Source organism: Pseudorhodobacter sp., assembly GCF_030452865.1.
Classification (GTDB): Bacteria; Pseudomonadota; Alphaproteobacteria; order Rhodobacterales; family Rhodobacteraceae; genus Pseudorhodobacter.
Genome location: NZ_JAKDLJ010000052.1, coordinates 1 through 13,923, shown reverse-complemented (window position 1 = coordinate 13,923; position 13,923 = coordinate 1). Strand labels below are relative to the sequence as shown.

Here is a 13,923-nt window from a genome sequence, read left to right as displayed (position 1 = left end):
GGGCCGATTGGATGAACGCCTGAAGCTCAGCAAGCGTGGGGGTGTAAGCGTGGCGCATGACATGTAGTTTATGCGCATAACTCATGAACTGGCAAAGCATATTCATTTGAAAACCGTAGCGTTTGGCAGTATCCCTTGAAGGATTCTGAATGGATGGAGCCAGTGTGATGGACAAGCCGAAGCTGAAAGCCAAAGATGCCCCCGATCTGGGGCGATTCGATTGGGAAGACCCGTTCCGGCTGGACGATCAGCTTTCCGAAGAGGAGCGCATGCTACGCGATGGCGCGCGCGCTTATGCGCAAGAAAAGCTGCAACCGCGGATTATTGCCGCTTATCGCGACGAATCCACCGATCCGGCGATTTTCCGTGAGATGGGTGAGATGGGGCTTTTGGGCGTCACCGTGCCGGAAGAATACGGCGGCATTGGCGCGTCTTATGTGGCTTACGGCTTGATTGCGCGCGAAGTGGAGCGGGTGGATTCGGGCTATCGCTCGATGATGTCGGTGCAATCCTCGTTGGTGATGTATCCGATCTACGCTTACGGCTCTGAAGCGCAGCGCAAAAAATACCTGCCCAAACTGGCGAGCGGTGAATTTATCGGCTGTTTTGGCTTGACCGAACCTGATGCAGGCTCCGATCCCGCCGGGATGAAGACTGTCGCCAAGAAAACGGCCAATGGCTACGTTTTGAACGGTGCCAAAATGTGGATTTCCAACGCGCCGATTGCGGACGTTTTTGTGGTCTGGGCGAAGTCAGACGCGCACGGCGGCAAGATCCGCGGCTTTGTTCTGGACAAGGGGACGAAGGGGCTTTCCGCGCCGAAAATCGGCGGCAAGCTGTCGCTGCGCGCCTCCATCACCGGTGAGATTGTGATGAAGGATGTGGAGGTCGGCGAGGATGCTTTGCTGCCCTTCGTCGAAGGGTTGAAAGGACCGTTTGGCTGCCTCAACCGTGCGCGCTACGGCATTTCCTGGGGTGTTCTGGGTTCGGCGGAGTTTTGTATGCACGCCGCGCGCCAATACGGGCTGGACCGCAAGCAGTTCAACAAGCCAATCGCGCAGACGCAGATTTTCCAGTTGAAACTGGCGAATATGATGACCGACATTTCACTTGGCCTTCAGGCGTCATTGCGCGTTGGTCGCCTACTGGACGAAGCGAATGCGGCACCCGAAATGATCTCCATCGTCAAGCGCAACAACTGCGGCAAGGCATTGGACATTGCACGGATGTCGCGCGACATGCACGGCGGCAACGGTATTCAGGAAGATTACCAGATCATGCGCCATATGGTGAACCTTGAAACGGTCAACACCTATGAAGGCACCCATGACGTGCATGCGCTGATTTTAGGTCGTGCGATCACCGGGTTACAGACGTTTTTCTAACGCTATCCCCCGCTGGGCACAGGTTCGGCGGGGGAGTTTTCCTATTTTGAATCAATCATCTACCAGCCCTCAAATACCAGCCTTCAAAAAATAGTTACCGGCAATTTTGCTGAACGGATCAGCATCGCCAACAGGATCTCCGCTGAGATAGTTGCCCTTCAATGCAGGCAGCTATTTCAGGATCGGTTTGATCGCCGGAACGGTCACTGGTGCCTTGGTGATCTCCAGCGTCACGTTGACAATGCCGTAACCTTGACCAAACGCTGCCCCTAAATTGTTGGGATCAACGATCTGCACAGACTTCGCGTCGTTGATGTCGCGGAACGTGACGGTCATCTTCTGCTTCCAGATGTGCTTGTCGCGCCAATTTGAAAGACCGAAAGCCGCGCCACGAACCCCAAGCACCAAACTCGCGTGGCGTGTCAGGATGGCGGTCGTCGCTGGCTGCGTATCAAATTGCCGAAGACAAGTCCCCACTCACGCAGTCCCATCTCACTCCGTCAGATACCGCCCATGCGCCCAGCCGACCAGATCATTGCCCAAAGCCACCTTCCGCCACGCGCCCTGCGCGTCCAGCAGTCGCACCCGATCACCGGGATAAATCCGCCGCAGGATCGAATAGCCAGACCCCGGCCCGGTGCGCAGGTTCAGATAGCCGTCCGAGGTTTGCACGACCTTCAAAATCTGGCCAAAAATCAACCCGGGCGCGAGGTATTTGCCAGAGGTCCAGCCGGTCCGCCCATCCTGATGCTGCACCCGCCGCCATGTGCCTTTGCTTTCCAACACCTCCACCCGGTCGCCGGGGGACATGCGTTGCAGGATGTCAAACTGCACCCCCGGCCCGCTGCGCAGGTTGAGAAATCCGTCATGGGTTTGCTTGACATAAAGCGTCTGGGCAGCGGCCCCCAAGGTGAACAGGATCGAGAACAGAGCGGCGAGAAGGAGTTTCATGGCGGGCCTCGTCCGAATGGGTCGCTGAATGGGTTCACACCAGAACAGCAGGAAACCGTGCAGAAAACAAGCGCCGTGATAAAAGGAAAAAGTGCCACCGCCGCGCGCGCCTCAGGGCGTGCGGCCCGGCCCAACCTTGAGGTGTGGTCGCGTCAGCGGCAGCCCCGAATGGCGGGAGAAGCCCGTCAGAGCTTGTCCAACCGCTTGCGAATTGCTCGATTGTCGCCCCGCGTCAACACCCAGCGCCCCAGGCGGCGTGCGAGTTCCGGGTGCCCCTTTTCCACCGCACGTTTGAACAGCTCGTTCTGATAGCGGGCAAAACCCTTGCGGGCGCGCAGCTTGTCATAAAACTCCGCTTCGGTCAGGGTTCCGTTCAACGCGCCCAGCACAATCGGCGACAGGATCCCCATCTGTTGCAGGCTCGATCCCAACCGATGCCCCAAAAGAGACGCGCGCAGCTTCACGACGTTCTTGCCGGTGAAACGGTTGACATGGCCCGCGTCCAGCGGCTCATACGGGTCATAGATCAGCGTGACGCGCCCTGCCTTCGCCGACACTTTTGCAGCATCACCGTATTTACCGCTGAAATCGCGGTTCCAAGCGGTGACATAGCGGGTTTCAAACGGCACCAATGCCTTGTCCAATGTCGATTGTGGAGAGATCGCCAGCACATCCGCCCCCGGGCAGGCGCTTGAAAACGCGCAAGCACCATAGCCGCCCATCGACGCGCCGTAAAACACCACCCGTTTGAACCGCTTGAAAAACCCCTGCTTTTTCAGGGCATCGAACTGCGCATAGACCCATGGATCGCGGAACCATGTCCAGCCTGCGGCGGTGACGCCCAACATGGACCAGCCTTGTTTCTCGATGAAGGCAAAGCCCCAGGGGCGTTTGTCGTCGCGCTTTTCCATCGCGATATCAAGGTTGTCGAAAGTGACGACCAAGGTGTCGGAGCGTTCGATGAACAGCATCGCATGCTCGCCGCCCTCCCGGTAAAACCCATTCGCACCTGCAAGCCGGGTTGCGATCTCGGCCCAATCCTCCTGCGTATTCGTCTCTTCTCGTGTGGGTTCTTCGACTGTGGTGCGCGGTTCAGGCGCGGTCTTGCTCCCATCCACCCTCAATGCAATGCGATGGACCGGCGCGCCGTCCTCCTCGCGTTGGTCCAGCAAGGTCGTTTCACCGAAAGGTTTAAGGAACGGATAGCCGCCAGAGCCTTTGCGGATATCCACCAGCATCCCGCCCCCCGGCATCAGGCAGGCCGCCAGCACCGGGGCGAGAAATTTCACCCGATGGATATCGCCAAACCCAACAAGATTGGAGAGAAGCTGCGAAGGTGCCAGATCCTGCGCTCGCGTGATGACCCTGATATGAGGCGATGAAATACCTGCCTGTTCCAGCGCCGCGACATAGGGGGCGACCCATTCGACAGCCTCCCGTGGAAACGCGCCTTTTTCATCTACGGAAATCAGGTCAATCGCTGCCCCCCAACGCCGATGCACTGCGATCGCCAGATGCGGCGCGCTGCCCGACACCTCACTGAACCGGGTGACGGACGGCAGTTGCAGCGCCTCCAGCAGCCCCTCCGCCGCAGCCAGTGTGAATCCGGCCGCATCGGTTCCGGGAACGTCCCCGATCATCATCGCACCCGTCCCCTCACTCATCTGCCGCGTCAGCCGCATCCGCCTCTGCCGGGCCATGCCGCTGCAGCGGGGCCAGGGTCGGGTCGATCCGGTGTTTGCGCAACAACCGTCCGATCAGGCTGCGCGGGCGCGGAATACCTGTCGGCTCCGCCCCCAGGATTCGGGCGCGCATACGGCGCCCGTAGAAATGGATCGACAGCGTATCATCGGTGATGAAAACCGACGCATCCCAGGCAGGGCGAAGCATCAGGTTGCGGTTCTTGTAGGGCACCGGATAAAGGGCAACCTGCGGCAAGGCATGGCGCACCTCGCCGGTCGCCTTCAGAAAATGCGTGATCGCATGCGGCCCCCACACCCCCCAGGGCATTTCAGAGGCGTGGATCGGTTTGCCGGCCGCTTTTGCCGCCTCACAATCGGCGCGGTATTTTTCGTCATACCACAGCGGAATGGCGAACTCGTCACTGGTGAAATCCAAAAGCGCCGCCAGCGTGTCGCTGTCTTTCGGCAGGCCCAACACGCCACCATTCAACCCATGCGCCGATTCCCAGGCATAGAAATGCCCGTTCGGCGTGGTGAAGGGTTTGACGCAATAGGCATCGGTATCGGCCCAGATGATCCGGTCGCCCTTGGCCAGCATGTGATAGCGGAAAAGGTCGGAATGCAGCGCTGGACTGCCCGTGCGTTCGTGGCGCAGAAACCCTTGCAGCGGCAGTACCTCCGCCGCATCCGCCAGTTCCACCCCTTCAGGCGGGTTGGTCACGCCTTCATAGGTGTAGAGTTTGACATGCTGCCCCGCATCGACAAAGGATTTGAGGCACAACTGCTCCAGATAGCTGAGGGTGCCACCGATCCAAAGCGCGCCGATCTGATATTCCGTCGCCATGGCTCTCCTTTGGACATTTGTTGCAACTGCCGCGCAATGTGACGAATTCCTGCGGTTTTGCCAATCACTATCGAAATTCTCCTGCCGCGGCGCTTGGTTGATGTGACATGACTATGCTAAACCGCGCCTTGGCAGGAACGTGTCAATTGCGGTAGATATGAAGCAACGGATGGGCAACATCGGTATGGCAGGCAATCGGACGAACAAACCGCGTTTCCCTGCGCCTGATGTAATCTGGCGCAGCCTTGGCGCGCGCGAAGTCGGGATTGCCGGTGTCAGCCGGGTGTTGGACGTGGTGTCACTTGCCAGCGCCGATATCGCAGCACCCCGCGTCATCGCATTTTTCGGGAATGGCACCAGCCCGGACATCTTTGCACCCGATGGGCGCGACGGCAGCGCCCTGCCGCTGGATCTGCGCGATGTTTCTGGCGGCACATTGGCGATGCTCGATCCGCGCGGCGAAGGCCCGCTGAAACTGGCGCTGACCTCGGGCGATGACCTGACCCTGACACCTGTGCCGGATGAAACCGCGTTCCTGTCTGGCCTGAACACGATCCTTGCCTTTCGTTGGGAGGAAACCATCGCCCAAACGGCGGAGATGCTGCTGTTTCATGCCCGCAGCCACGGCATGCAAGGCGCTGTCATCATCAACCGTTTGCCGCTCGACGCAGCATGGGTGCAGGCGTTGACAAATGAACTGGCGGTGTCAGAGGCAGGCTCCGCCTTGCGCGTTGTGCTGCTGGATTCCCCGCTACCCTTGGGTAAACCGGATCTAGGGCCGGAAAATCACCCGTATCTCGCCCCCGACGCCCCCGGCAAGGACCGGATGGAGGTGCCGGAAAATGACACCTGGCGTTCGCCACTGAATGAGGCACTGATCTTCGAGATTGCCAAGTGGCGGTTTCTGGCCTCGGCCCGCGCGGTACTGGCACTTGATATTTCAGACTTTCTGCTGCCGGTGCCGGACGGCGCACCAAACGCTTTTGATCGCTGCTGCAACGCCCAAAACGGTGTCATCCTGCTCTCTGGCAGTCGGGTTTACCCGTGGCGCGTGCGACCGAAGCGGGAGGCACGTTTCGGCGACCATATCTGCGTACCGTTTGACAAGGGCAACCCAACGCAGCGCTGGGGCGTGGCCCCGCAAAAGGCTGGTCTGGTGAACACCTGGCGCGCGACCCGCATTTCCTATGCCAATCCCGATGCGCAGGCCGCCTTGCCGTTTTGCCGCGCGATGGCGATCCGGGTGCCGGGGCGCAACACCTCGGAACTGGCACCGAAAACCTCGCTGGTGGAAAACGATACGCTTTTGGCGCTGGCGGAGCAGGTGTTCGACCATTCCCCGGTGCGCGCGCCGGTCTCCAAGCTGAAAGCCGCACCGAAAGCCGCGATAAAGGCCGGGCGCACGGCGATTGTCACCACGATGAAAAACGAAGGCCCGTTCATTCTGGAATGGCTGGCCTATCATCGCGCCATCGGGGTCGATGACTTTCTGATCTACACCAATGATTGTACCGATGGCACCGACACCATGCTGGATATGTTGCAGGATAAAGGCATCGTGCAGCACCGTGCCAATCCCTATGTTCCCGGAGGCGATCTGAAACCGCAACACGCGGCCTTGCAGGCAGCGGAGACGGAGCCGGTGATGCAGGACTGCGGCTGGGGCATCTGCATGGATGTGGATGAGTTCATCAACATCAAGATCGGCGATGGTACGCTCAACGCGCTTTACAAGGCGATGGGCGATGCCAACATGATCTCCTTGACGTGGCGGCTGTTCGGCAATTCGGATGTGCATGAATACAAAGACGAATTCCTGCTGTCGCAGTTCACCGACTGCGCGCCAGAAGTGATCCGCAAGCCGCATCAGGCCTGGGGGTTCAAGACCCTGTACCGCAATGTCGACATCTACAAGAAACTCGGTGTGCATCGCCCCAAAGGGCTGGTTCCCGACCTTTGGGACCAAGTGAAATGGCTGAACGGATCAGGCCGGCCGCTGCCCCGCACCATGTTCCGCAACGGCTGGCGTTCCACGCTTGACACCTACGGCTATGACTGGGTGCAGTTGAATCATTACGCCACCCGATCCGCCGAGAGTTTTCTGGTCAAGCGTGACCGGGGCCGGGTCAACCATGTCGACCGCGATCAGGGGCTGAACTACTGGTTCCGTATGAACCACAACCTCGACAATGACCGCTCCATCCAGCGGACGATCCCGGCCTTGCGGGCGGAGTATGATCGCTTGTTGGCCGATCCGGATATTCGTACCGCACATGCGTATTCGGTGCGCTGCCACCGAGAGAAGATCGCGGAACTGATGGCCACAGAGAATTACCGGAAGTTCTATACCGAACTGAGCGGCCCTCGCATGGAACGCCTGTGCCGGATGCAACAGCATTTCGGATCGGCGGTGTTTGCGGCTGGTCCTGCCGCGATCCCCGACGACCTGCATCTGCGCGACCTGCCTCCGGATTTCTTTTTCACGGTGGACCATAGCGGCGAAGCGGAGCATTGAGCATACAAACCTTTTCACGGCGGCACGCTGGTATTCAGCGAACCCAGCTTTGTTTGGCCGCACGATGAGGCGTTGGGTTCAGGTCGCTATTTACAGCATCGGTGGCCATGGTTTACCATGAGGGCAAGTCTTTGAAGTAGCGGAAACAATAGGAAAATAATGCCGGCATTGTCCTTGAAACTCCGCCAGTTGCCCTCAACTTGCCGCCAACTCTGCCCGATTGTGCCATGGCGTTTTGCCACAATGCTCAATGATGGGAATCACCACGCGGCCCCTTTCACCGTCATCACGGAAATCAGGTAGTACGAATAATGTCAGGTACCGATCTCAAAACTGATCTTTCCGCCGCCAATCCGCTGGACCGGGATGGCTGGCTGGCGCTGTTGCACCGGATGGGGGATGCGTCTGGCGCGTTTGAAGCGTTGGGCACAGATCACTGGGCGGTGTTCAACGATGATGGCCCGATTCTGGTGGTCAGCTTTGACCGTCTCGAAGATATTTCCGCGATGGAACCGGGCAAGATGCCCTCTGTGTTCGAGCAGGCAACGCAAAATGGCTGGTCGCATCTGAGCCTGATCAGCGAGGGCGAAAGCTGGTATCGCGATGCTTCGGTCTATGCCTACCTCGACCGGTTGGTGGATGAGTGTTTCTTTGACCGATTTGACAGGGTGGTGTTTTACGGCGCGGGCATGGGCGCCTATGCCGCTGCGGCGTTCTCTGTTGCCGCACCCGGCTGCACGGTTCTGGCCCTACGCCCGATCGCGTCGCTTTCCCCTGCCATCGCCGGGTGGGACCGGCGCCATCTGGCGCAGAGGCGACTGAATTTCACGGATCGCTACGGCTACGCCCCCGATATGACCGAAGGTGCGGCAGAGGTTTTTCTGATCTACGACCCCTATTTCGCGCCGGATGCGATGCATGCTGCCCTGTTCCGCAAACCCTATCTCACTGCCCTGAAAACCCGGCTTCTGGGGGAGGATGTGGCAACATCGCTGGCAAAAATGGGCGTTTTGCCGAAACTGATCAAAGCCGCATGTGAAGGCACGCTGACACCGCGCTATTTCAACAGGTTGTGGCGGGAACGGCGCAATTTCGGGGTATATCTGCGCCGTATCCTCGTCACTTGCAACGCGGCGAAACGTCCCAAGCGGGAGGCAAAGATCTGTCGGTCGGTCACCAGCCGGATGCCCGCTCCGGGCTTTCGCAATCACCTCAGCAAGCTGGAAAGCAGCGGCGCCCTGAAGTGAGTTTCATCTGCGGTCAGGCGCGCGGCTCCGCAATGATCCGCGTTCGGGCGCGCATGGCGCATCTTGGGCCTTGGGTGTCGCGCAGGGATCAATCGCTGACGGTTTTGCCACTGGAAAACCCTGCGCGGATAAGTTAGCTGCGGGCATGACACAAACCCTCACCCTCCGCCGCCCCGACGACTGGCACCTGCATCTGCGCGACGGCGCGATGCTCAAAGGTGTGTTGCCAGAAACCGCCCGCCATTTCGCTCGCGCAATCATCATGCCCAATCTGGTTCCGCCGGTGGTCACGATGGCCGACGCCAAGGCGTACCGCGCCCGCATCCTTGCCGCCCTGCCACAAGGCATGGTGTTTGAGCCCTTGATGGTGCTTTACCTGACCGAAGGCACCGACCCCGCCGATGTCGCGGCGGCGGCGGCATCGGGGCTGGTCAAGGCGGTGAAACTCTACCCCGCCGGGGCCACCACGAATTCCGCTTCGGGCGTACGGGATTTCGACAAGGTGCGGGCGGTGCTGGACAAGATGGCAGAGATCGGCCTGCCGCTGTGTGTTCATGGCGAAGTGACCGACAGCAGCGTCGATATTTTTGACCGTGAGGCCGTGTTCATCGACACAGTGCTGGATCCGCTCCGCCGCAAAACACCCGGTTTGCGCGTTGTGATGGAACATATCACCACGCGACAAGGCGTCGATTACGCGCGGGACGGCGGTGACGATCTCGGCGCGACGATCACGACACATCACCTAATCATCAACCGCAATCACATCCTCGCCGGGGGCATCAAACCGCATTACTACTGCCTGCCGGTGGCCAAGCGCGAGGCGCACAGGCTTGCCTTGCGCGAAGCCGCCACCTCTGGCGATGCGCGCTTTTTCCTTGGCACCGATTCTGCTCCGCATGTTGATGCGTTGAAGGAACATGCCTGCGGCTGTGCCGGGTGTTTCACCGCGACAAATACCATGGCATTGCTGGCGCATGTCTTCGAAGAAGAAGCGGCGCTGGATCGGTTGGAGGCATTCACCTCCAGCAATGGCCCGGCCTTTTACCGCCTGCCCGCCAACACCAACACCCTGACCCTGACCAAAGGCGATGCAGTGCGGTGGCCGGCAAAGATTCTGACCGAAGCCGGTCCCGTCACCGTTTTCGACCCCGGCTTTCCGGTGCATTGGCATGTGGAAGGCTGAGGCGGCTGATTAGGGGAAACTACCGCGCATTTTCCGCCGCCGGTGTTTTTCCGGCCTACGCGTCCGGCCTCGCTGTGTGCCAAACAACCGGTGGAAGCCGGGAAAGTCGGGAGCACAGGTCCACCCCGAAAAGCTCCCTGATCACGACAGTTTTGCGGATTGGTTTTACCGCTGATGTGAACGCGGTCGCGCACTCAATTCAGCCAGACATATTGCCAAATCACGCGCTGTGTGTCGGGGTCGAATTCAATTTCTGGAACCCGCTCCGGCAACCTGACTGACGCGCCGATTCAGGCGCGACAAACTGCGCAAGACTTGGACCGCGCACGAGCTGCGGACGCCCGCCTTTTAATGACCCTTGAAGGGGTCGCTAAAAACCCGCTTAATACGGCTTCAATCGCCGCCCAACACCGCGCCGAGCACTGTCAAGGCGGGATGCCGTGACACCGACGCCATGTTGAAGACCCTCTTTTCGGCGAGAATTGAGCATACGACCTATAAGCAGGTCGTGTCCGAAGTCGCTTCACACTTCCCACCAGGATGTCAAACCAGCATCTCAACCCTGCTAAGATGGTGGCGAAAGCAGACGCCTCAATCGAGTTTTACCAGCCGTTCCTGGCCAATCCCGAAAATGGCGCCCAACCCCCAAACTTTTTTAAGATATGTCCCCAAACCTTAGGACACACGGCAGCCGTCGTGGACAGATCGAGGGGGGGAGCAAACCGCAAGGATGAGAATAGGGTGCCGAATGGCGATTGCGTGCGACAGGTCCGGATTCTTCGGATCAATCCGGCCGCTGGCTGCATCGCTTTGCGCCGTCAGATCGCGGTTTTCCGGCGCGTTTCGATGTAGAACTGGCGAAACTCGTGTGTCAACGCGCCGGGATTGCCATCGCCGATTTTCGCCCCGTCAATACTGACGACCGGAACCACGAAATTCGTGGCAGAGGTGATGAACGCCTCTGTCGCGGCAATGGCCTCAGCCGGTGTGAAGGGACGTTCTTCGATACGAACGCCGTGGGTTGCGGCGATGTCGAGGATGGATGCGCGGGTGATGCCTGCCAGCAGGGCGTGCGACAGGTTTCGTGTGACCAGCACCCCATCCGTGGTCACAATATGGGCAGAGGCGGCGGTGGCCTCGGTAACAAACCCGTCTTCAACCAGCCAAGCGTCATCGGCACCGCGCGCCCGTGCCTCCATCTTTGCCATCGAGGGATACAGCAGTTGTACCGTCTTGATGTCACGCCGTCCCCAGCGCAGATCTGGCAGCAGCGCAACCTTGATGCCGGTCTTGGCAGCCGCATTTTCCAGCACGTTCTTGGCCTGAGTGAACATCACCAGTGTTGGCGGCGTGCCTTCGGGGGGATAGACGAAATCCCGGTCTGCGACGCCTCGGGTGAGTTGCAGATAAATCATGCCCTGATCAATCCGGTTGCGCGACACGATCTCCCGGTGGGTGGCAAGCAGGTCATCGGCGGTCAGCGGCAGCGCCACCCCCAATTCGCGGGCGGAGCGTTGCAACCGTGTGGCATGACCGTCATAATCGACCAGCTTGCCGTCCAGAACACAGGTCACCTCATAGATCGCGTCCGCCATCAGGAACCCACGGTCAAAGACCGATACCTTGGCGTCGGGTTCCGGCAACCATTCGCCGTTCAGATAGATGATGCGCTGCATAAGTTCCGGTCCCCTATGGTTTTGCAAAAGCAGCGATTTCGACGCCGTTTTCTTCCAGCGCGCGCCGCAACCGGCGCGCAATGTCTACGGCACCCACCGTGTCGCCGTGGATGCAAAGCGTTTCCGGCGAGACGGGTAGTCTGTGACCGCCCGTGGTCGGAATATGGCCGTTCACCACCATCTCCAGCACTTGATCGAGGCTCTGTCCGGGATCGTGGATAACCGCACCCGGTTGGCTGCGCGGGGTCAGTTCCCCCTGATCGGTATAGCTGCGGTCAGCATAAATCTCGCAGGCAACGCGCAACCCGGCCTTTTCTGCGGCCTTGTACGTCTCCGAATAGGGTAGTGTCACAAAGACCAGAGACCGATCAACCGCACGAATTGCCCGCACACAAAGTGCCGCCAAATCCGCATCAACCGCCGCCATGTTGCCCAAGGCACCATGGGTTTTCACATGGGTCATCGGATGGCCCTCCAACGCGGCCATCGCCTGCATCGACAGGATTTGATAGATCAACTGGGTTTCCAGATCCTCCGGACGCTCGCCAGAGATGCGGCGGCGCCCGAAGCCGTAGAGATCGGCGAAAGATGGATGCGCGCCGACGGAAACGCCCTTTTCCTTTGCCATACGGATCGTGCGGCGCATGACCACCGGGTCGCCTGCGTGAAAGCCGCAGGCAATATTCGCCGTAGTGACCAGATCCAGCATTGCCGCGTCATCGCCAACGGTGAACGCACCGAAACTTTCTCCCATGTCGCAGTTGAGATCAATCCTTCGCGCCATTTTTCACCCCTGCTGCTCGTGTGCTTCACCTGACCCCGGACCCTGGGAGATTTCTTAAGATGCTGCATAATGGATTGACAGAGCCTATCTGCGGGCATCATAATCTGTATACTGTTGGTATACCCAGATTTCAAGCTAATTTACCCCAGCGCAGGAAGGACTCGGCATGAAACATATAAGTCTATTCGCATTCATCGCTGCTTCGGCAGCGGCCACAGCGGCGTGGTCCGAAACCAAATGGGATATGTCGATTGTCTGGCCGGAGGGCAATTTTCACACCCAGAACGCAATGAAGTTTGCGGATGCCGTGAAACAGGCGACCGATGGCGAAGTGGTGATCACCGTTCATTCCGGTGGCGCACTTGGCATCAAAGGGCCGGAAGGGATGGCCGCCGTTCGTGACGGATTGGTCCCGATCGCCGAAATCCTTTTGAATCAGCAGGTCGGCGAAGACCCGGTTCTTGGCATTGAAACACTACCCTTCCTTGCGCCGACGATGCCTGACCTTGCCCTGCTACACAAATTCTTTCGCCCGAAGCTGGAAGAGGTCGCCGCCAAGATGAACCAGAAGGTTCTGTATATGGTTCCATGGCCCGGACAGGCGGTTTATTCACCGAACAAGATCAATACGATAGATGATCTCAAAGGGTTGACGATCCGGGTGGTGGATGCCAACGGAAACGACTTTTTCGGTGCCCTTGGCGCAACACCAATCCAGATGCCCTGGGGTGAGGTGGTGCCGTCGCTGGCCGCGGGAACCATCAAGGGCGTAACAACCTCATCCTCCTCCGGTGTTGATGGTGCGTTTTGGGAATTCACCAAATACATGAGCACGTTCAACTGGCAGGCATCTTCCAACTTCATGTCGGTCAATCTTGACGCCTGGAACGCGCTCGCGCCGGAAACCCGCAAGAAGATCGAGGAAACTGCGTCCTCGATGGAGGGGCAGTTCTGGTTGAACAGCCGCGCTGAAGACGAGAAGAAGATCGCTATTCTGGCGGAGAACGGCGTTGATGTCAGCACCCCATCGCCAGAGCTTCGGGCGGCGCTGATTGCAAAGTCACTGCCACTTTGGGAGGCGTTCAAGACCCGTGTTCCGGGCGCCGCGCCGATCATTGACGCCTATCTTACCCTGCGCAACTGATGCCACTTGTCCTTGAACCGCTTGGCCGCCGTGAGCGACCCCGTTCAAGGCTCCGCAGCCCTTGTGAAGGGGCTGCAACCCATCCATCAGGCGGCCCACCATCATGTCAAACATTTCCGCGACCCGCTACCGCAGGGTATTGAACGCTATCGACCACCTGACGGAGATTGGCGGCCATCTCGGGGCGCTGAGCTTGCTCGGCATCCTTGTTCTGATGACAGCCCAGATCGTTTCGCGGAATCTGTTCAGCCATTCGATCCACTTCTCATGGGATCTTGCCGGGTATTTCATGGGAACCTGCTTCCTTCTGACCTGCGGCAGCGCGATGAAGGCGGGCAGTCATGTTCGCGTCACGGCCTTGCTTGAAGCGCTGCCCGGCGGGGTCCGGCGCATGGTTGAATTCCTGTCCTGTATCGTCGGTCTGGCGATCTGCATCTTTCTGAGTTGGTCACTGGTGGAAATGGCGTTTCTCTCGGCTTTGCGCGGCTCTACTGCCGCCACCTCGTTCC

General features: G+C 59.2%; 12 protein-coding genes. 6 read left to right on the top strand and 6 right to left on the bottom strand.

Annotated features, from left to right (window positions below):
• The first annotated feature begins 149 nt into the window (after positions 1-149).
• Positions 150-1,385: an acyl-CoA dehydrogenase gene (locus L0H65_RS05195; RefSeq protein ID WP_301457773.1), complete on the top strand. Its 1,236-nt coding sequence runs from the start codon at positions 150-152 to the stop codon at positions 1,383-1,385.
• Positions 1,386-1,556: 171 nt separating this feature from the next.
• Here the strand turns inward: L0H65_RS05195 and L0H65_RS05190 are convergent, their stop codons facing one another.
• From L0H65_RS05190 to L0H65_RS05175, 4 genes are all read right to left on the bottom strand, one after another.
• Positions 1,557-1,721: a hypothetical protein gene (locus tag L0H65_RS05190; protein WP_301457772.1), complete on the bottom strand. Its 165-nt coding sequence runs from the start codon at positions 1,719-1,721 to the stop codon at positions 1,557-1,559.
• A gap of 156 nt (positions 1,722-1,877) precedes the next feature.
• On the bottom strand, positions 1,878-2,336 hold the full coding sequence (locus tag L0H65_RS05185) for an SH3 domain-containing protein (RefSeq protein WP_301457771.1): 459 nt from the start codon (positions 2,334-2,336) through the stop codon (positions 1,878-1,880).
• Between the two features lie 185 nt (positions 2,337-2,521).
• On the bottom strand, positions 2,522-4,000 hold the full coding sequence (locus tag L0H65_RS05180) for a hypothetical protein (protein ID WP_301457770.1): 1,479 nt from the start codon (positions 3,998-4,000) through the stop codon (positions 2,522-2,524).
• Positions 3,993-4,862, bottom strand: coding sequence for a hypothetical protein (locus tag L0H65_RS05175; protein WP_301457769.1), 870 nt, complete (start codon positions 4,860-4,862; stop codon positions 3,993-3,995). The genes L0H65_RS05180 and L0H65_RS05175 overlap by 8 nt, the downstream gene beginning before the upstream one ends.
• 157 nt (positions 4,863-5,019) lie before the next feature.
• Between L0H65_RS05175 and L0H65_RS05170 the strand changes: the two genes are divergently transcribed.
• The 3 genes from L0H65_RS05170 (at position 5,020) to pyrC (ending at position 9,810) form a co-directional block, all read left to right on the top strand.
• A complete protein-coding gene (locus L0H65_RS05170) occupies positions 5,020-7,377 on the top strand; it encodes a glycosyltransferase family 2 protein (protein ID WP_301457768.1) in 2,358 nt (785 codons plus the stop codon).
• Positions 7,378-7,688: 311 nt separating this feature from the next.
• The gene (locus L0H65_RS05165; protein WP_301457767.1) at positions 7,689-8,624 is read left to right on the top strand and encodes a phosphoadenosine phosphosulfate reductase; all 936 of its coding nucleotides are present in this window, start codon (positions 7,689-7,691) and stop codon (positions 8,622-8,624) included.
• A gap of 145 nt (positions 8,625-8,769) precedes the next feature.
• Complete coding sequence (gene pyrC, locus L0H65_RS05160) at positions 8,770-9,810, top strand: dihydroorotase (protein ID WP_301457766.1); 1,041 nt, start codon at positions 8,770-8,772, stop codon at positions 9,808-9,810.
• Positions 9,811-10,628: 818 nt separating this feature from the next.
• Here the strand turns inward: pyrC and L0H65_RS05155 are convergent.
• The gene (locus L0H65_RS05155; protein ID WP_301457765.1) at positions 10,629-11,486 is read right to left on the bottom strand and encodes a D-amino-acid transaminase; all 858 of its coding nucleotides are present in this window, start codon (positions 11,484-11,486) and stop codon (positions 10,629-10,631) included.
• Positions 11,487-11,499: 13 nt separating this feature from the next.
• A complete protein-coding gene (gene pxpA, locus L0H65_RS05150; RefSeq protein ID WP_301457764.1) occupies positions 11,500-12,270 on the bottom strand; it encodes a LamB/YcsF family protein in 771 nt (256 codons plus the stop codon).
• Between the two features lie 166 nt (positions 12,271-12,436).
• Here pxpA and L0H65_RS05145 point away from each other — a divergent pair, with 166 nt between their 5' ends.
• The gene (locus tag L0H65_RS05145) at positions 12,437-13,414 is read left to right on the top strand and encodes a TRAP transporter substrate-binding protein (protein WP_301457763.1); all 978 of its coding nucleotides are present in this window, start codon (positions 12,437-12,439) and stop codon (positions 13,412-13,414) included.
• A 103-nt stretch (positions 13,415-13,517) separates the two neighbouring features.
• On the top strand, positions 13,518-13,923 hold a 406-nt coding region (locus tag L0H65_RS05140), incomplete at its 3' end, for a TRAP transporter small permease (RefSeq protein WP_301457762.1).